20 protein-coding genes are annotated in these 18800 nt (G+C 38.7%); 13 read left to right on the forward strand and 7 right to left on the reverse strand.

Annotated features, from left to right (window positions below; all coding sequences use genetic code 11):
* Positions 1-45: 45 nt before the first annotated feature.
* The gene (locus GVV19_RS02420; protein ID WP_236261680.1) at positions 46-666 is read left to right on the forward strand and encodes an IMPACT family protein; all 621 of its coding nucleotides are present in this window, start codon (positions 46-48) and stop codon (positions 664-666) included.
* 2 nt (positions 667-668) lie between these two features.
* Positions 669-1082, forward strand: a complete 414-nt coding sequence (locus GVV19_RS02425) for a Fur family transcriptional regulator (RefSeq protein WP_159634739.1) — start codon at positions 669-671, stop codon at positions 1080-1082.
* Between the two features lie 42 nt (positions 1083-1124).
* On the opposite strand, the gene GVV19_RS02430 is transcribed toward GVV19_RS02425, so the two are convergent.
* Genes GVV19_RS02430 through GVV19_RS02440 form a run of 3 tightly spaced genes read right to left on the reverse strand, consistent with a single transcriptional unit; the run spans position 1125 to position 2844 of the window.
* Positions 1125-2027: an SPFH domain-containing protein gene (locus GVV19_RS02430; RefSeq protein WP_166082607.1), complete on the reverse strand. Its 903-nt coding sequence runs from the start codon at positions 2025-2027 to the stop codon at positions 1125-1127.
* A gap of 5 nt (positions 2028-2032) precedes the next feature.
* On the reverse strand, positions 2033-2464 hold the full coding sequence (locus GVV19_RS02435; protein ID WP_159639883.1) for an NfeD family protein: 432 nt from the start codon (positions 2462-2464) through the stop codon (positions 2033-2035).
* The gene (locus tag GVV19_RS02440) at positions 2461-2844 is read right to left on the reverse strand and encodes a hypothetical protein (RefSeq protein ID WP_159634733.1); all 384 of its coding nucleotides are present in this window, start codon (positions 2842-2844) and stop codon (positions 2461-2463) included. The genes GVV19_RS02435 and GVV19_RS02440 overlap by 4 nt, the downstream gene beginning before the upstream one ends.
* 169 nt (positions 2845-3013) lie before the next feature.
* Here GVV19_RS02440 and GVV19_RS02445 point away from each other — a divergent pair, with 169 nt between their 5' ends.
* The 7 genes from GVV19_RS02445 to GVV19_RS02475 all read left to right on the forward strand — a co-directional run bounded on the left by GVV19_RS02445 (position 3014) and on the right by GVV19_RS02475 (position 9916).
* Positions 3014-3853, forward strand: a complete 840-nt coding sequence (locus GVV19_RS02445) for a VOC family protein (protein WP_159645230.1) — start codon at positions 3014-3016, stop codon at positions 3851-3853.
* 7 nt (positions 3854-3860) lie between these two features.
* Positions 3861-4979 (forward strand): cation diffusion facilitator family transporter, encoded by a 1119-nt coding sequence (locus GVV19_RS02450; RefSeq protein WP_159639879.1) that lies wholly within the window; start codon positions 3861-3863, stop codon positions 4977-4979.
* 14 nt (positions 4980-4993) lie between these two features.
* Entirely contained in the window at positions 4994-6334 is a 1341-nt protein-coding gene (locus tag GVV19_RS02455) for an APC family permease (RefSeq protein WP_159645233.1), read from the forward strand.
* 1017 nt (positions 6335-7351) lie between these two features.
* Positions 7352-7855 carry a bifunctional pyr operon transcriptional regulator/uracil phosphoribosyltransferase PyrR gene (gene pyrR / locus GVV19_RS02460; RefSeq protein WP_159634721.1) on the forward strand — a complete coding sequence of 168 codons (504 nt, stop codon included), beginning with the start codon at positions 7352-7354 and terminating at the stop codon, positions 7853-7855.
* A 131-nt stretch (positions 7856-7986) separates the two neighbouring features.
* Positions 7987-8670, forward strand: a complete 684-nt coding sequence (gene pyrF, locus GVV19_RS02465) for an orotidine-5'-phosphate decarboxylase (protein WP_159645236.1) — start codon at positions 7987-7989, stop codon at positions 8668-8670.
* Entirely contained in the window at positions 8670-9308 is a 639-nt protein-coding gene (pyrE, locus tag GVV19_RS02470; RefSeq protein WP_159639873.1) for an orotate phosphoribosyltransferase, read from the forward strand. The genes pyrF and pyrE overlap by 1 nt, the downstream gene beginning before the upstream one ends.
* Before the next feature lie 56 nt (positions 9309-9364).
* A complete protein-coding gene (locus GVV19_RS02475) occupies positions 9365-9916 on the forward strand; it encodes a hypothetical protein (protein WP_159645239.1) in 552 nt (183 codons plus the stop codon).
* 76 nt (positions 9917-9992) lie between these two features.
* On the opposite strand, the gene GVV19_RS02480 is transcribed toward GVV19_RS02475, so the two are convergent.
* The 4 genes from GVV19_RS02480 to GVV19_RS02495 all read right to left on the reverse strand — a co-directional run bounded on the left by GVV19_RS02480 (position 9993) and on the right by GVV19_RS02495 (position 13080).
* Positions 9993-10544: a helix-turn-helix domain-containing protein gene (locus GVV19_RS02480; protein ID WP_159645242.1), complete on the reverse strand. Its 552-nt coding sequence runs from the start codon at positions 10542-10544 to the stop codon at positions 9993-9995.
* A 249-nt stretch (positions 10545-10793) separates the two neighbouring features.
* Complete coding sequence (serC, locus tag GVV19_RS02485; protein ID WP_159645244.1) at positions 10794-11864, reverse strand: 3-phosphoserine/phosphohydroxythreonine transaminase; 1071 nt, start codon at positions 11862-11864, stop codon at positions 10794-10796.
* A gap of 61 nt (positions 11865-11925) precedes the next feature.
* Positions 11926-12408, reverse strand: coding sequence for a hypothetical protein (locus GVV19_RS02490; RefSeq protein ID WP_159645247.1), 483 nt, complete (start codon positions 12406-12408; stop codon positions 11926-11928).
* Positions 12409-12420: 12 nt separating this feature from the next.
* Positions 12421-13080, reverse strand: a complete 660-nt coding sequence (locus tag GVV19_RS02495; protein WP_159645250.1) for a metal-dependent hydrolase — start codon at positions 13078-13080, stop codon at positions 12421-12423.
* A gap of 134 nt (positions 13081-13214) precedes the next feature.
* Here GVV19_RS02495 and GVV19_RS02500 point away from each other — a divergent pair, with 134 nt between their 5' ends.
* The 4 genes from GVV19_RS02500 to GVV19_RS02515 all read left to right on the forward strand — a co-directional run bounded on the left by GVV19_RS02500 (position 13215) and on the right by GVV19_RS02515 (position 18594).
* Positions 13215-13862: a metal-dependent transcriptional regulator gene (locus tag GVV19_RS02500; RefSeq protein ID WP_159639861.1), complete on the forward strand. Its 648-nt coding sequence runs from the start codon at positions 13215-13217 to the stop codon at positions 13860-13862.
* Positions 13862-14401 carry a phosphatase PAP2 family protein gene (locus GVV19_RS02505; protein ID WP_159645253.1) on the forward strand — a complete coding sequence of 180 codons (540 nt, stop codon included), beginning with the start codon at positions 13862-13864 and terminating at the stop codon, positions 14399-14401. The genes GVV19_RS02500 and GVV19_RS02505 overlap by 1 nt, the downstream gene beginning before the upstream one ends.
* A gap of 143 nt (positions 14402-14544) precedes the next feature.
* Positions 14545-14832: a hypothetical protein gene (locus tag GVV19_RS02510; protein ID WP_159645256.1), complete on the forward strand. Its 288-nt coding sequence runs from the start codon at positions 14545-14547 to the stop codon at positions 14830-14832.
* Between the two features lie 267 nt (positions 14833-15099).
* A complete protein-coding gene (locus GVV19_RS02515; RefSeq protein WP_159645259.1) occupies positions 15100-18594 on the forward strand; it encodes an InlB B-repeat-containing protein in 3495 nt (1164 codons plus the stop codon).
* Positions 18595-18800: the final 206 nt, after the last annotated feature.

The following is an 18800-nucleotide window of genomic DNA, read 5'->3' on the forward strand; positions in this document are numbered from 1 at the left end:
GTCGCCAGTCTTTCAACTGAAATCAAAATGCTTTATAATGTATACATGGAACCAATAGACTACAAAACAATTAAAGAATCAGTAATTACGGAGCAAGAAATCCAAAAATCGAAATTTATCACCTATTTGGCACCAGTACAAACAGAAGCTGAAGCAAAAGAGTACCTGCGTGCGATAAAAAAGGAACATCCGAAAGCAACACACCATTGTAGTGCATATGTTGTTGGTGAGATTGAACGATCGAATGATGATGGCGAACCGTCTTCAAGTGCAGGACTTCCAATGCTTCAGGTCTTACGTGGAAATAAGATGAACTATGTCATTGCAGTAGTCGTGCGTTATTATGGTGGAATCTTGTTGGGTGTTGGTGGTCTTATCCGTGCATACGGTTCAAGTGTCACGCTTGGAATCCAAGAAGCGGAAGTCTTAGTGCCTCAACGTGTCTTTCTATTCCGTGTGTCATTCCCATATGAGTTTACCAATGATGTGGAAGTCTATGCAGGATCAGTAGGTACAGTTATAGAACGCCAATATGATACACTAGCAGTCTATGATGTCCGGGTCCTTTCACCAGACGCTCTAGACAAGCTTAGCGATGTGACACGAGGCATGGGTCACAAAGAGCTGATACAGGAATCAATTGAACTTATTAAGGAGGTGTCGTAGAGATGCGAGAAGAGCTCAAGAATCATAAAATTAAGTACACAAAGCAACGCGATGAACTGTTATCGCTTTTAAAAGAGAGTAACCAACCACTGACCATTAATCAAATTTTTGAATCATTAAAGAGTACGTTAGATCTTTCGACGATTTACCGCACCCTTGATTTGTTTGTTGAAAAGGGATTAGTATCCAAACTATTGGTGAGTGAACCCAGCCAAACTGTCTATGAATTTAAACACCATGGTCATAAACATCATCTTATTTGTACCGAATGTGGTCTCTTTCAAATTATTGAAGGGTGCCCACTGCATAATTACGAAGATCGTGTCGAGGAAAGCACCGGCTTCATCATCGCACGACATCAATTGGAATTGTATGGAATTTGTCCTGCATGTCAATTATTGATGGCCAATGCATAATAAAAGAGCATTCATCTACACGATGAATGCTCTTTTTATTTTTTATTTGTCTGATGTCATGATTTCTTTTGCACTTGCAAGGAGTGAGGCCATATTTTGAAGTTCCGAAGGAACGATAATCTTTGTTGCTTTACCATCGGCGACTTTTTCTAAGGCTTCAAGGCTCTTCAATTTGATATAGGCATTATCTGCAGATATAGCTTCAAGTTTCAATGCTGCACTTGCTTGAGCTGTAAGAATCTTGTCGATTGCTTCTGCTTCCCCTTCCGCTTCGGCGATCATTGCAGCTTTCTTAGCTTGTGCACGTAAGATAGCAGCTTCATTTTCCCCTTCAGCGATTAGGATTGCAGAACGTTTTTCCCCTTCAGCACGAAGAATGGATTCACGACGTTCACGTTCAGCACGCATTTGTTTTTCCATCGCCTCTTGAATATCACGTGGTGGAATAATATTTTTAACTTCAACACGTTGAACACGAATACCCCATGGATCAGTTGCTTCATCAAGAATTGCACGCATTTGTGAGTTGATGATATCACGTGATGTTAGGGTCTGGTCGAGTTCTAGGTCCCCGATAATATTACGAAGTGTAGTTGCTGTAAGGTTCTCAATCGCATTAATTGGATTGTGAATACCATATGTAAACAAGACTGGATCTGTAATCTGGAAGTAAATAACTGTATCGATTTGCATCGTGACGTTATCTTTAGTAATAACAGGTTGTGGCGCGAAGTCTTGGACACGCTCTTTCAATGAAACACGATTAGCGACACGGTCTACGAATGGTAGAATCAAATGCATCCCTTTATCTAATGTATGTGAGTATGCCCCTAAGCGCTCAATGACATACGCATTGGATTGCGGAATTACTCGGATACAGTACCCAATAATGAGTAACGCAATAACCAAAATAAGTCCAATAATAATCATTGTTGAAATTTCCATTGTTTCTAGTTCTCCTTGATCTCTCTAACAATTAATTTAACACCCTCTATTGCTATAATCTCAACACGCGTTCCTTTTGGAAGCTCTGAATAATCCGATGTTGTTGCGGACCACTCAGTACCGTTGAGACGTATCATTCCCCACTTGTCTTCATCAATTGCTTCTGACAAGATTGCTTTCCGACCAATAAGACTGTCGGCATTTGTTGCGATAACATTTCCTCGTAATAAACGCGTCGTAAATGGACGAATTAAGATTAGAGAAACAATCGAAACTAACGCAAATATAATGACTTGGATGAGAACGCTATCTGTAAAGAATGCCACAGCAGTTGCTGCAATTGCCCCAATCGCAAACCATATAGAAACTAAATTCCCTGCAGTTAGTAATTCGATGACAATCATCGCAATAACCACTACAATCCAAAACACTGTCATACAAGTACCTCCTCCCCATTTGATAAAGCATCAATGTCGAAGATAAGAACATTTTCTGTTTCATCAAATCGAGCATAGATCTTTTGTCCTGTTAACGGTTTTCCAACTTTAGCAGAAATTAAATCACACAGTGCCTTATTATTTATTTTAGCATATCCTTTACCAATTGATATCTTATGTAGGTTCTCTTTTGGATATGCATTTAAATCCATATCACGTTTTGAGACCGGTTTAATTCCAATCTCTGAATTTTGTGAAAAACCAACCAAAACATACTGACTTGACTGAAAGTGAGATGCAGCATTTTGGTTTAGTGTTATGTTGTTACTGTTTAATGTCACAATCTCGAGTTGTGCATTACCAGTTACCCAATTAAACATAGCGTCCCTCCTTTATGTTTCAATCATACGCCTTATTTTCGAATATTTCAAGTTCTTCTTTTTCTTCGAAAACTTTTTCTTTTTGAATTTTCGAAATTTTGAGTGTTTCAAAATAGAAATATTAAACATACTGTGATACTATGTTATTGAAAAGAAACGAGGACTACTTATGCTATTAAATAATGAAGCGCTACTTGGATACGTCACGCTCCGTGTCAAAGATTTAAAAATGATGACGCAATTCTATCATGAAACAATTGGTCTACAAATTATCAATGAAACAGAATCGACTACGATGCTTGGGGTTGATAATCGAAAAATTGTAGAGTTGATAACATCGAAAGATGTAAAACAAGCAACCAAAGCTTACAATGGCCTCTACCATCTCGCAATCTTATTGCCAGATGAACGATATCTAGGTCAAATTCTGTATCACTTTGACGCAGTTGGATTTGATATTGGGGGTGCTGGTGACCACATTTATAGCCAAGCACTATATATGAATGATCCAGAGGGAAATGGTATTGAAATCTATGCCGATCGTCCACGCTCAGAGTGGCTTGTGAATGAAGATGGGACAATGGAAGCTGCCACCGAACCGGTAGATATTCAACGTTTGGTTTCATTGGTAACGGACCCAACATGGTATGGTATGCCAGCAGGAACAATTCTGGGTCATGCTCATCTTCAAGTGAATGCGATTCGTGATGCACGTGCTTTATATTTAGATATACTTGGCTATGATTTGATTACTGATATGCAACATGCTATTTTTATTTCCAAACGTGGTTATCACCATGATATCGCCTTGAACGTTTGGTCAGGACCATCATTAACACCACTCCCTGAAGATACAACTGGACTTGCTTCAGTAACAATCTTTGTTGACAATCTCGAGACAATTAAAGCAGATATTCAAGCACTCGAAAATTATAGTTATACAGTTTCAGACGATACGGTCGAAATAGTTGATAAAGCAGGGATTCATCTAAAACTGACTGTGTTATAATAAATACATGGAAAACTTAAACGAAAAAAACAGAAACAAAGAAGGTATTAAAGTAGGTTTAGCGGGACTCGCGATAAACCTACTTTTGTCTGTCTTTAAGATAACGATTGGAATTATTGCGAACTCACAATCTATCATGGCTGATGGTATTAATAACTTTTCGGACTCTATGTCGTCAGTTATTACAGTGGTCGGCTTTATTGTCACTGGTAAACCAGCAGACCGCGAACATCCGTATGGACATCAACGCTTTGAATATATAGCGGGATTTGTAATGGCTTTAATTATGGGTGTTTTAGGATTAGAAGTTCTCAAAACATCGATCGCTAATATTATTGAACCACAAACTACAACATTCTCGATGCTTGCCATCTTTATTCTGATATTTTCAATTGTTGCTAAAGGATTCATGGCATATATGTACGATGTCCAAGCACGTAAACTCAAATCAGACATGTTGCTAGCATCGCGGCAAGATAGTCTCAATGACATGATGACCACCGCAGGCGTTCTGATTGGTGTTGGCTTTCAATTTTGGACGGGTTATACAATTGATGCCTACTTAGGACTGGGCTTATCCTTGTTTATTCTTTGGTCAGCTTTGAAAATGGTCCGTGAATTCATGAACAGTCTTCTTGGAGAACGCCCTGATGCATCAGTTCTTGACGAAATAAAAACTATCTTGGATACGAATTCCGAAATTCTAGGTTATCACGATTTAATGGTTCATAATTACGGATCAAATACGACATACGGAAGTGTTCATGTTGAGATTAATCAAACAATGTCTTTGATTGACGCACATACGATTGTCGATACTTTGGAGAATACAATTCTTAACAAAACAGGGATTTCGTTGGCGATCCATATGGACCCATTAGATATCGAGAGTCCCGAAATGAAAGAGATTTATCAAATTATAAAAAAACACATACGAACGTTCTATGGTGGTGTTGATTTTCATGATGTTCGAATTATTCACGACACGCTGATGTTTGATCTCGTGATTGAACCAGATAAACTCAATGTAGTAGACACAATCAAAACCACACTTAAAGAAGAGCTCGCGCGTAATGGTTTTACCTATCCCCTAAAAGTTACCGTTGATACTCAGCAATTAATATAGAATGAGGAACACCTGTGAAAGAAACTAAAAAATTTGGACTGTTTACAACCATAGCCATGATTGTCGGAATTGTGGTAGGGTCTGGCATCTTTTTCAAAACTGATGATATTCTATTTGCCACCCAAGGAAGTGTCCTTCTGGGAGTCGTACTTTGGGTCGTCGGAGCATTCGGCATTATCTTTGGAGGCCTCTGTGTTGCCGAGTATGCTAAACGAACATCAGAAGCTGGTGGACTCATAGCCTATGCGGAACTCGCATGGGGAAAAACAATGGGATACCTTTCCGGATGGTTTCAAGTTGTTTTCTATTTTCCAGCAATTGTTGCGATTCTATCGTGGATTTGTGCTATTTATATTGGCTTACTCTTTAATATTACAGATCCAACAGACATCAGACTGTGGATCATAACATTGACCATTATCGTCGCAACATTTGTCTTGAATATATTTAACCGTAACCAAGCAGGGCTATTCCAAAATATTACGCTTATTATTAAAATAGGTGCTTTGCTAGGATTAGCGTTATTGGGGCTAGTTTTTGGAGAACCTTCCAATCTTGCAGCACCGATAATTGAAGAATCACGGTTAAATTCAGGGCTGTTTGTCGGTCTAATTGCATGCGCATTCTCTTACGATGGTTGGTTCGTTGCACCGGCAATAGCACATGAAATTGAGAACCCGAAGAAGAATCTATCGAAAGCATTGATTGTCGCTCCAATTATCATTCTTGCGATCTACCTTGCGTATTTTATTGGAATTAATGCTTTGCTAGGACCAGAACAAGTGATGGCCTTGGGTGATGGATCTGTTGGTTACATTGCCGAAATGATTTTTGGACCAATCGGAATGAAATTGGTCTACCTTGCGGTGATTATTTCAATTTTGGGTTCCGTGAATGGCTTAATTTTAGGTTACATCCGATTACCTTATTCTTTAGCAATTCGCAATCGCTTTCCTCATTCGGAGCGATATAAGACAATGAATGACCATCTTGGGATACCGGTAGCGTCAGCATGGCTTGCATTTGGGCTTGTAATGTTGTGGTTGATACTTCATGCAATGAGTGTCTTTCAAGTCACTGTGGGTCCGTTAGCGTTAAGTGGACTTCAGATTGATAGTTTACCGATCGTGATTACTTATGTCTTCTATAGTTCGTTATATGTTCGGACATTATATGAAGAGCTAACTCGGAAACGCTTGGGTGTTCTCAAAGGATACGTGTATCCAGGACTTGCGTTACTCGGTGCTTCGTTTGTATTGTATGGCGGACTAACGCAACCACAATCAGTTGCATATTTCATTATTTCGTTTATGGGAATTGCCTTAGGTTATGTATTTATGAACAAGGAAGCATAGGAAAAGGAGCAGTCTACAGGTCTGCTCCTTTTTTGATGGGATGCAATATTATTACATCAATAATATGTGTGATATACATTGCTTGGTATTAGAGGGGTAAACACACAAAGCTGTATACCAAATCTGAGAGGTAGTAAAACTGAGGAGAGTACTTGAAAAAGTACGAATCGTAAGAACTTGCTAACGCAGGCATGTTAGGACAATCAATAATTGATGTCGATAACAAGGAGAAACTAGCGATTGAAGTATATCGGGGATTTCAAAAGCATGTGCGTACAATTTACGGGATTTGATAATGACCAATTATCAAGTTTGCGGATATTAGTGTAAATTGCGAATAGAATCGTTGATATCCTCTCAGAATATCGGCGGATTAAAAAAAGATGAAACGAATGCGGATAAATTCAAATGTGATTTGAAATGCGGACTTATTCAACACTCATCGTATGTTAGACATATGTTAGGAAATCATCTTTTGGCTTCAAGTGCTATACGAGACAGAGTATATGACATCAAGTTTCATGAGTGCGGATATTATGATTGCTTAATTGCTATTTGATTATTGTAGGATTAAGGTAACAATAATCAAAAACTTGATACAATTAAGTGCATCTGAACTGATGAATTTTACTCTGTTACTATAATACAAAATGTACGGTTTCAATAACATCGATATACGGGACAAAATTCTTACAAAAATGTAAGAAAAGCATATAAATACAATGATTTAATGTATTATCGCAATAAAATTTCACAAAACGATATAATTAGTCGAAAAACGCAATCAAAAACAATCATTTTCGAACAAATGTGATTCGATGCGTATTACTTTTCTCTTACGAGCGAGTTCGTAGAATGTCTTGGAACATTGATTGACATTGTGTGGGAATTAGATTATGATTTATTCGAAAAAAGAATCCTTTAAACTGATCCTGAGAGATCAAGAAGGAAAGAGCAACTATGATCATTATCAACGAGCCTCTTTCTGTGAGTGGCTCTTTTTTTATGGAGGAACGTATGTCGAAAATAATTCTGAATGAATCGGAAATGATGCGTGCAATTAACCGTCTTTCTTATGAGATCGTTGAACGAAATCAAGGCATCGAAAATTTAGTGATTGTTGGTATTGAGACACGTGGGGTGCCGATTGCCAAAAGAATTGCTGAAAAAATTGCATCTATCGAAGGACCTGTTGATGTCGTAAGCTTAAACATTTCAGGTTATCGTGATGATCAAGAAATCCACAGCAGTGCATCATCTAATGATTCGCTAACAGGGAAACATGTCGTATTGGTCGATGATGTACTGTTTACAGGAAGAACAATTCGTGCAGCAATGGATGCAACGATTGATATGGGTCGTCCTGCAGAAATTTCGCTAGCAGTTCTGGTTGATCGCGGTCATCGAGAACTTCCAATTCGTCCAGATTATATTGGTAAAAATGTTCCTACATCCAAAACAGAACGTATCTTTGTTCATATTAAAGAAATTGATGGCGAAGATTCGGTAAATATTTCATAATTAAATTCACTTTAAAGAGTACCAGAGAGTTCTCGAAGCGAATCATATCTTTTAAGATACGCGCTTGAACTCTATGGGTTCAAGCTTTTTATTTGAATTGCTTTTCAATGAAGAAAAAGAAAGAGGTTATTATGTCAGAAGTTATTATTGCACTGGACTTTCCAGGAAGAACAGAAGTTATGGAATTCTTAGATCATTTCGAAGAGTCCCTTTACGTTAAAATTGGTATGGAACTATACTACCAAACCGGACCAGAAATGGTTCGTGAGATTAAGGAGCGCGGTCATCGCATTTTCCTTGACCTGAAATTGCACGATATCCCCAATACTGTTGAAAGTGCAATGCGTGGCTTACGCAAACTTGGTGTCGACATGGCTAACGTTCATGCAGCAGGTGGCATTGAAATGATGGAAGCTGCACGTCGTGGTTTAGGAGAAGGTCCAATTCTTCTTGCGGTAACACAACTGACATCTACTTCTGAAGCACAAATGCACAGTGATCAACTAATTGAGGTTTCGCTCGAACAATCAGTGCTCCATTACGCAGCGTGTGCTCAAAAAGCAGGTTTAGATGGTGTTGTATGTTCACCACTCGAAGCACAACAAATTGCGAATGAGTGTGGTGAAGAGTTCTTGCGAGTAACACCGGGAATTCGTCCAGCAACTAGTGATGTAGGTGACCAAAAGCGCGTCATGACACCATCTCGAGCACGTCAAAATGGGTCTTCTTATATTGTGGTAGGTCGTCCAATTACAAAAGCAGATAATCCATATGAAGCATATATAGCAATTAAGAATGAATGGGAGCACGCATAATGAACACAGCACAACGCATCGCTAAATATTTACTTGACGTCGAAGCCGTCACCTTGAGTCCACTCGAACCATACACATGGGCAAGTGGATTAAAAAGTCCAATTTACTGTGATAATCGCATCACGATGAGTTACCCTGAAGTACGCATGAATATTGCACGAGGTTTAGCTGATATCGTACGTCAAAAATACCAATTTGTTGATATGATTGTTGGTACAGCAACCGCTGGAATCCCTCAAGCATGCTGGGTATCTGAAGCACTCGCTTTACCAATGGCCTATGTTCGTGTTGCGGCAAAAGATCATGGCCGTAGCAAACAAATCGAAGGATTCATTCCAGAGAAATCAAAAGTTATCGTGATTGAAGATTTGATATCAACAGGTGGATCGAGTATTAAAGCATGTAAAGTACTTGAAGATGCAGGTCATGAAGTAGTTGCGGTACTTTCCGTGTTTGATTATGAACTTGATAGTGCACGTCAAAATTTCGAAAATGCAGGAATCCCCTACGAATCACTTTCTAACTACTCAACACTCATTGATGTAGCAGTAAGCTCAGGTACTATAAGTCAAAGCGACCTTGCTTCTCTAAAAGCTTGGCGTCAAGATCCGCAGGCATATACTGAAGCACATCAGTAGTGTCATGACAAACCCTCATAAATCACGTATAATAGAATGAAGATATGAGGTATATTATGGAACGTGAACGGCAATATTTATTGGGGATTAATAAAGAAACAATTCGAATTAAGATTACGGCATGGGTCATTGTGTCAGTGTTGGTTATCGTTGTTGGGACCTTGGCATCACGTCAAGCCTTTCCAGAGCAGACGCTCGTGACAACGGCACTAATGCTTACGGCCGTATGTGCTATAGTTGTAGCATTTCAAAGCTTTCGATTGTATCAGAATACTCAAAAGATAGATCAAGTGATTCATGCAATGGACAAACCATCGATTGCACTTAATTTTAATTTGTATATAAAAAATAGTGTTTCGGAATTTCCGATTCTCATAGATGGTGACCGCTTGATCCTTGTTGATACTGGCAAAGCAGTCGTATTAGAAGATGTTGCCCACGTTGCATATCGCAATCAACGATACACAGGCAAGAACCATGATATCTTTACGCTGACCTATCAGGACAAAACGAAAAAGACATTTAAACTGCTGACCCATCCCGAGATTCAAGAAATGATTCTTAAATACATCAAAGTTTTAAATCCACGTGTTCAAATCGAACACTAAAAAAGCTGGACCCATTTCGATGCAAGAGCGCATTGAATAGGGTTCAGCTTTTTTTTACGAATTTTGCGGCAAAATACTATAATAATGCGGCAATGAGTCCGAGGAGGAATCCAACAACGCATAATCCAGCAAGTACAATGATAACTTTGGTGGTGTTATACTTTGGTTGGTTTTCATCTCCGTTTTGGCGCTGATAGTCATTACGCATTTTGACATATTTTATAATTGTATAAAATAGTAATCCAATAAGTAGCATTCGTAGAATAATGGATATAGCATTAAGTACGGGCATATTTGTACTTGAAAGGATATCGCCATCAATAAAGAGTAATGTCAAGGATGATGTTGCCAAAACAACTAGAGTAAGAATATTCAATTTCCTTTCCATTGTTTTGACGTCAGAATCATTAATTAATTTTTCCATAACTTTTCGGTCTCCTTTTAGTAAGTCATCGAGGGAGATCTGGTAAATGTCACTTATCTCAACAATACTTCTTAAATCGGGAAGGCTCCGATTGTTTTCCCAATTAGACACAGTTTGTCTTGAGACGCCGATTGCATCCGCAATATCTTCTTGTCTAAGTTCTATGCGACTGCGAGCTTCCTTAAGTCTTGTTCCAAAATCCATTAACCGTTCCTCCTAACCCCACATTAAAAGAGTTTCGTTTACTGTTCAATCTAAAAGTTCTTTACATTGTGCCTCGCATGTATGTAAAAGATGTTTGACGATGTTTACAGAGGCTCTATTCAAAGGTTAAAGTACGAAAGAGGACCTCCACAAACGTATTAATTTCTTATAGTTTTGCATAAAAAACTATGGAACCATTTAGTGAATCCTTTAAGAGTTGATTCGCTAAACGGTTCCACAGGCGTTCTATTATTGATATTTCTCTTGGAAACGGTTCATAAAGTCGACGAGCTTTTCAACCGCTTCAACTGGCATCGCATTATAGATGCTGACGCGCATACCTCGAGAACTACGATGAGCCCCCAAATTAATCATGTCCTCCTGTGCTGCTTCTTCCACAAACAGCGTATCCAATGTTTCATCATTTGTTGTAAAGACAACGTTCATCGATGAACGATCCGAAGGTTTGACCCAGTTGGAATAGAATCCCGAGCGATCGATAAGTTCGTACAGCATTGCAGCTTTTCGCTCGTTTTGTTGAGAGAGTGCTTCGACACCACCCTGTTCTTTAACCCATGTCAACATTAAATCGGTGACATAGATGGCGAACGTTGGAGAGGTATTATAGACTGAATTTTCTTGGATATGCTTTTTGTAATCGAAGATATAAGGAAGTCCTTCCACATCGTGGAGCATATCATTACGAATGATTGCAAGTGTAAGTCCTGACATACCTAAATTCTTTTGCGTTCCCGCGTAAAGCATTGCAAAGTCATTAATATCATAGGGAAAGCCCAAGATATTAGAGCACGCATCACCAATCAATGGGACACCATTGGTATCAGGGAGATCACGATACATGAGACCTTCTGATGTTGCGTTTGTTGTGATGTGGACATAGGCACAATCTTCGGGTACATTAAGATCCATTGGAAGATAACTGTAACCATCTTCTTTGCTTGATCCTACAACCAGTGTATCGTTGAGAATATGGGCTTCTTCAATCGCTTTTGCTGACCAAAAACCTGTATCGACATAAGCAACGCGTCTTCCTTTCGCAAAGTTCATGGGAATCATTGCAAATTGCTGACTTGTCCCCCCTTGAAGAAATACAATTGAGTATGTATCGGGGATATTCATGAGTTCTTTCAATGTTGCCTTAGCATGATCGATAATTCCGAAGAATTCTGACGAACGATGATTCACTTCTAACATTGAAACGTTGGATCCTTGATAACTTAATAGTTCATCTTGGATTTTAAGTAATACTGATTCGGGCAACATAGCTGGCCCGGCTGAAAAATTATATACAGGTCTCATAGACATCCTCCACTTTTATATATTATTATAAAACGAATTTATGAAAAAAGAGTAGAAAATTCTACTCTAATTCTAGAAATATGTTTAATCGGTCTTCATTGGTTCGTGGTGTATCAGGATCGTCCACAATACCTATTAACGGATTATTGGTGTTGAAAATATGGATTGTTTTCCGTTCTGGAGCCCATGATATTTCAGGGTAATTAACGAGTAACATGTTCCCTAATGGTTTTCGATTGGTATAATCTACAGAGTCAATATCAGCAAGGTATCCCCCTTCGAAGAAATTAAAATCAACAATCCAAGGATCATACTCATGTTCGATAAGTGCACTGACAAAGCCGTCACCGAGGGTCATCGCATCTTCGTATGTAATATAAAAATTGGTTTTTGTGGGGATTTTAACGACATCTAGGTCTTTTACCGGTATTGAGTATTTCTTTAAAACATGGGTGAACCCTTTAAGTATAAAAATATAGTGATTGGTGTGTCCGCAACTTAATTGATGATTATTGATGACACGATTGATGCGTTCTTGTAACATAAAAAGCCTCCTTTATAATTCAATTATTTCGCCAATTTCAGGAACAAGTCCACGATTGTCGTGAAGCATGTTTGTGAATTCGTATGGATTTTGTTCAATAACAGGAAATGTATTGTAGTGAATCGGAATGTATAGTTCAGACTGAATTAGTTGGGCAGCGTGTAATGCATCGCGTATTCCCATCGTAAAATTATCACCAATTGGCAAAAAAGCTGCTGTGACAGGTCCAATAAGACTCATGTCTGTAAAGCGTGCAGTATCTCCTGCATGGTAAATGGTAGAACTCACATCATCGACAATAACACCCGCTGCAAGTCCCATATAGTGACCATCATATGATGAGCTATGAATTGCGGGTGTTAATTTAACAGTTCCAAACGGAAAGTTAAAACTTCCACCAATATTCATACCGTGAGTTTTAACGTCGATAGACGCCAGATGGTCAGCTAACTCAACAACAGCAATGATCGTTGCTTCATTATTCCGTGCAATGGCTAAAGCATCACCAACATGATCTTCATGACCATGTGTCAAAATAATATAATCGGTAACAACCGATTCGACATCAAGATCGGAATAAGGATTACCATTGATAAAAGGATCAATAATAATTTTGGTTCCATCGAGTGTTTGAAGTTGGACACAGGCGTGTCCATGCCAGGAAAATTTCATACAAAAACCTCCTTAGTGTAATTCTATTATACCATGTGAAAAAGACTGTGCGTACGGATCCCATATCTTGTTTTTCACTGATATTTAGTGATATAATGGTATTAATTAGGCACGCCTAAGAAAAGAGGTAAGAAATGACACCAAATCGCGAAGACTATATTAAAATTATATTTGCAATGAATCAAAGAAATATTAAACTTACAAACAAAGAATTAGCAGCTACTTTAGATGTATCTGCCGCATCTACGAGCGAAATGATTCGAAAACTGACAGAATCAGGACTGGTAGTTAGACATAAAGATTTGGGTTTGACATTGAGTGACGAAGGAACCCGTGAAGCGCAGAATCTTGTCCGTAAGCACCGACTTTGGGAAGTATTCTTGGTAGAACAATTGGGATACTCATGGACCGATGTTCATGATGATGCGGAGGTCTTAGAACATGTTACCTCCAACAATCTTGCGCAAAGATTAAGTGAATACCTCAATAATCCTAAGTATTGTCCTCACGGAAGCATCATTTATGGAAATGGTGGTTTAGATCGTGATGGTGTTACCCCACTTGCTTCATTACAAGTGGGTGATACGGGTACATTCTCTCGTGTTCGTGATGATTTAGAACTGCTCAAGTACTTGGAGACGATATCCTTTAATTTAGGTGAACCCTTTGAACTTGTTCGTATTGATCCGTATGAAGGACCGTTTGTTGTTAATGTTAATGGTAAAGAGGTTGCCATTAGTTATCGTGCAGCACATGATATTGAAGTTGAGGTAACACAATAATGGATATGGCAATTCTGCAGTGGATCCAAACATGGGCTACCCCATTTCTTAATCAGTTTTTCGCGATATACACACGTTTGGGAGATCATGCAGAGCTGTGGATAGCTATCGCCCTTATCCTTATGATTAATAAAAAAACACGGAAAATTGGTTACTTCGCATTGTTAGCATTACTCCTTGAATTAATCCTTGTGAGCGGGATTTTGAAACCAATTGTGATGCGGGTTCGCCCCTTTGAAGTAGCGAACTTTGATATTTTGATTCCAGTACCACGTGGTTCTTCGTTCCCGTCAGGACATGCTGCAAGTGCATTTGCAATGGCAGGAACATTCTTCCTCTTTATAAAAGATAAGAAACGGTGGATCTTTCTTGGGTTGGCAGCATTGATGGCCTTCTCACGCTTGTATGTCTTTGTTCATTACCCAAGTGATGTTCTCGTAGGCTCGCTGCTTGGTTTTGGAATTGCTTATGGCCTTTATCGAAACCAAACAAAAATTAGTGAATATGCCGCTCGCACACTTCAATCTCTTAAGAAATAATCGAATCATACCGCAACACTTTGAGCTAGCAATTTTTTAAAAACATTTGCTTGCATAAGGTGTTTTATTTATGCATAATATATAAGCGTATGTTTAAGAAATAACGTACAACTATATGTCTTAACATATGTCTGGAGGAATTCATGAAGAAGTTCTTAAGAACACTGTGCTGTATGATGATCGTATCTGGAGCATTGTTTGGCTCGTATCGAGTCTTTGCAAATGAAAAGGATACCGAAGCAACAGCCGTCGTCACAGCGACTTCCGCTGAAGAAGTACCTGTCATAAAAGGTGTTTCGAAAGCGCCAAGAGAAGATGGTCAAATAGGCTCGACAAAACGTCAAGTCCACGGTGGTATCTTAGCTGTGTTGGTGATTGTATCTGGATTGGGAATGGTTTATCTTAATTACCGCCCTGATACAAAAAAATAATAAGTTGGTGTGGTTATCCACAGGCTGCTGAGCGATTAAGAAACTTCATTGATTCGAGGATCGCTCCTTAATAATAAAAAACAGGTAGAACGTTGTTCTACTTTTTTCATGCTTCAAAGCATCAAAGTGCTCTTATTACAAATAATTTAAGATACAGTATCTCCCGGAAAAATCGTCTGTTGGTAACGTTAATCGATGTTTTAATATCATTTACAACTTAATAGAGACCTAATTTGTTAATTTAGGAATAGATAAAGAGGTGGTGCTATGAAAAAGAAATTAAAGATTTTTATGGTATTAAGCTTGGTACTCATTTCGGTGCCTTTCTTAAATATCAATGCAGATGAATCAAACACTAACCAAGGAGTATCAACACCGATAACTGAAACAGAAATCGGCAATGATACGACCGGTGAAGTGTGTGCGGATGAGGATGAAGGTTCATCATGTGATGAATTACCTGAGACTGAGCAAGACAATGAATCTGAAAATGTAACTGGTGACGTTACAGAAGGTGATACAGAATTAGATCAAGACGCATCTCAAGAAGTTGAAACAGATGTTGTGTCCGAGACACAAGAGTCAGAAGACAAGCCGAAAGATGTAGATTCAGTAAGCCAAGAAGTACCAACTCCTGAAACAGAAACGAGAGCGGTCAATTTTGACGCAGTCGCAACCGTAGATGAACTGATGGAAGCCATCGCAACTGCCACTGAGGGCCAAGTTATTACACTTGCACCTGATTTTGTATCAGGACCTATGACGGTTACGATTCCCAATGTATCATTTGTAATTGATGGTAATGGTGTTATTTGGGATGGTGGAAACATCAAGTTACAAGGAAACCAACCAAGTACCGTTACAATCAAAAATTTAAAGATTGATGGACAATCACGCTCTGGGTACTTATTTGACGATAGTCGTAGTGATGGATCATTAGAATTTTATAATTCTTCTGTTTACAATGCGGGATCAGCAGTTATTTATCTTGGTGTATCGTCCAAGTTAGATAACATGCATATCTACAACAATAAAAGCATGAACTCGGCATCCGCAATTAAAGTTGCAGAGCGTGCCCCACTTACAATTACCAATTCAACAATTGAGAACAATCATGGATCAGGCTATGGTTACGAAGCGGGAGCAATTTCTGCTAAAAATTACCGTTCTGTCATGACGATTGAAAATACGGTTTTCCGTAACAATATCAACACAACAAAAAATACCGGATTACTGGGTGGAAGCGGTGGTGCCATCACCGTTAATGATCTCTTCGGTGTCATAAATATTAACCACTCAATTTTTGAAGGAAATATAGCTCAGGGTGATCCAACGTCACCAACATTCGCCGCAGATGATGGTGGTGCACTCTATGTTCGTGTCTATAATGGCGATGGAAAAGTAAATATCGATGGATCATCATTCATCGGCAATGAAGCAAACGATGATGGTGGTGCGATTCTGTTTGAGGCAAGTGGTAATGGAAAATTAGCAACATCAATTACGAACTCAACATTTATTGATAATGTCGCGCATGGAAAGAGTGGAGGAAACCGTTCCGGTGGTGCCATTCAATACTTCCGTGGCGGACTTAAATCAACATCTAATAATATTATTAAAACATCCACATTTATTGGAAACCAATCTGGTGATGGCTTATCGTCTGTTAATCAACAAGGTGGTGCCATTGGCTTGAGCCAAACGTCATTTCTTGGACCATCCACAACATTAGATGCCAATATCTTTGCTGGAAACCGTGTGTATGATGAAAATGGAAATTTAAACGAATCCAGTAAATACAAGGATATCAGTAACAGTACGACAGTGGATTTAGGAAAGAGAAACGTCATCAACTTAGAGAATGATTCGACGATTGATGATTCATTGTTTGAAGTCCTAGGTGTTACAACACCACATGTCGCAAAAAACGAATCCAATGTACGTGCAGGTGTGAATCGTGAAGTCGTTCCGACTGTAATGATTAGACCAGGAAGTATTGCTGATAATACATATCAAGGACAAGCAAACCTTGGAGACATTGGTCAACGTGGTTTACCACGTGATAAAGATCACGGCTCAATTCAAGTTGCTTCAATTTTGTATAATTCAAACCATGGAGCCTTTGATTTAGCCCCGCTTGGTGAATATGATGGAACAGAGTTCTATTTACCAAATGAGGATGGCGTCATTGAAGAGTATTACCAAGTTGGATACTTAAATAAAGTCGTTCCGGTGATGAATCATCAGGATTTAGGATTGAAGCGAGACGGTTATACGTTTGGTGGATGGTCATTAGAACCTACTGAAGACGGTACGCGAAGTACTCCAGTAACAGAAGTTGAACTAACGAGTGCAAACCAAAGTGTCTATGCAATTTGGATTCCAGATGCTGTAACGTACACAGTTACATATCACGGAAATGGTGAGACTGCAGGAGCAACACCAACAGATATAACTGAATATGTTGAAAATGACACAGTCACAATTTTAGATAAAAATACGCTTGAAAAAACAGGTCATACCTTTTCTGGATGGAATACACAAGCAGATGGAAAAGGAACACACTATGCTGTTGGGGCTACTTTTGATATCACTGGAAATACAGAATTGTATGCACAGTGGGATGTAACGCCAGTTGTTGAAAAATATACTGTTACCTATTATGGAAATGGTGAGACAGCAGGACTAACGCCAACAGATACAACGGAATATCTTGAAAATGACACAGTCACAATTTTAGATAAAAATACGCTTGAAAAAATAGGTCATACCTTTGCTGGGTGGAATACTCAAGCAGATGGAAAAGGAACACACTATGCTGTTGGATCAAGTTTCTCAATCACTGGAAATACAAAATTGTATGCACAGTGGGATGTAACGCCAGTTGTTGAAAAATATACTGTTACCTATTATGGAAATGGTGAGACAGCAGGACTAACGCCAACAGATACAACGGAATATGTTGAAAATGACACAGTCACAATTTTAGATAAAAATACGCTTGAAAAAACAGGTCATACCTTTGCTGGGTGGAATACTCAAGCAGATGGAAAAGGAACACACTATGCTGTTGGGGCTACTTTTGATATCACTGGAAATACAGAATTGTATGCACAGTGGGATGTAACGCCAGTTGTTGAAAAATATACTGTTACCTATTATGGAAATGGTGAGACAGCAGGACTAACGCCAACAGATACAACGGAATATCTTGAAAATGACACAGTCACAATTTTAGATAAAAATACGCTTGAAAAAATAGGTCATACCTTTGCTGGGTGGAATACTCAAGCAGATGGAAAAGGAACACACTATGCTGTTGGATCAAGTTTCTCAATCACTGGAAATACAAAATTGTATGCACAGTGGGATGTAACGCCAGTTGTTGAAAAATATACTGTTACCTATTATGGAAATGGTGAAACCAATGGTACAAGTCCAATTGATACACTGGAATATCTTAAACATGATACCGTTACGGTTCTCGGGTTCAATACGCTTGAGAAAGCAGGTTACAAATTTGTAGGTTGGAATACTCAAGCAGATGGAAAAGGAACACATTATGCTGTAGATTCAAACTTCAAAATTGAAGATAACATGAATTTGTACGCACAATGGGAAAAAGTAACAACGATTGACGAGACGGATGAGCTACCAAAAACCGGAGTTCAAAGTTCCAAAATTGGATACATTCTTGTAGCTGCAGGATTGGGTTCTTTATTGTATGTTGCAAAAACACGTAAAGAAAAAAAGAAAATTTAACCGATTAAAAAGCTTACAGAATGATGATGTCAAAAAAATAAATCATAGTAAAAGAAAAGCCGGATAGCAAATATCCGGCTTTTTTGTGCATTTTAAAACCCCCAGATAGTCTGGGGGTTCGATTATAGCTTTAGCGATGTATTCTGTTTTAAACCTCCATTTGATAATATTTAAGTGTAGTCTGCAAACTATCTAAAATTATCAAA

Source organism: Erysipelothrix anatis (assembly GCF_009828745.1).
Lineage (GTDB): Bacteria > Bacillota_I > Bacilli_A > Erysipelotrichales > Erysipelotrichaceae > Erysipelothrix > Erysipelothrix anatis.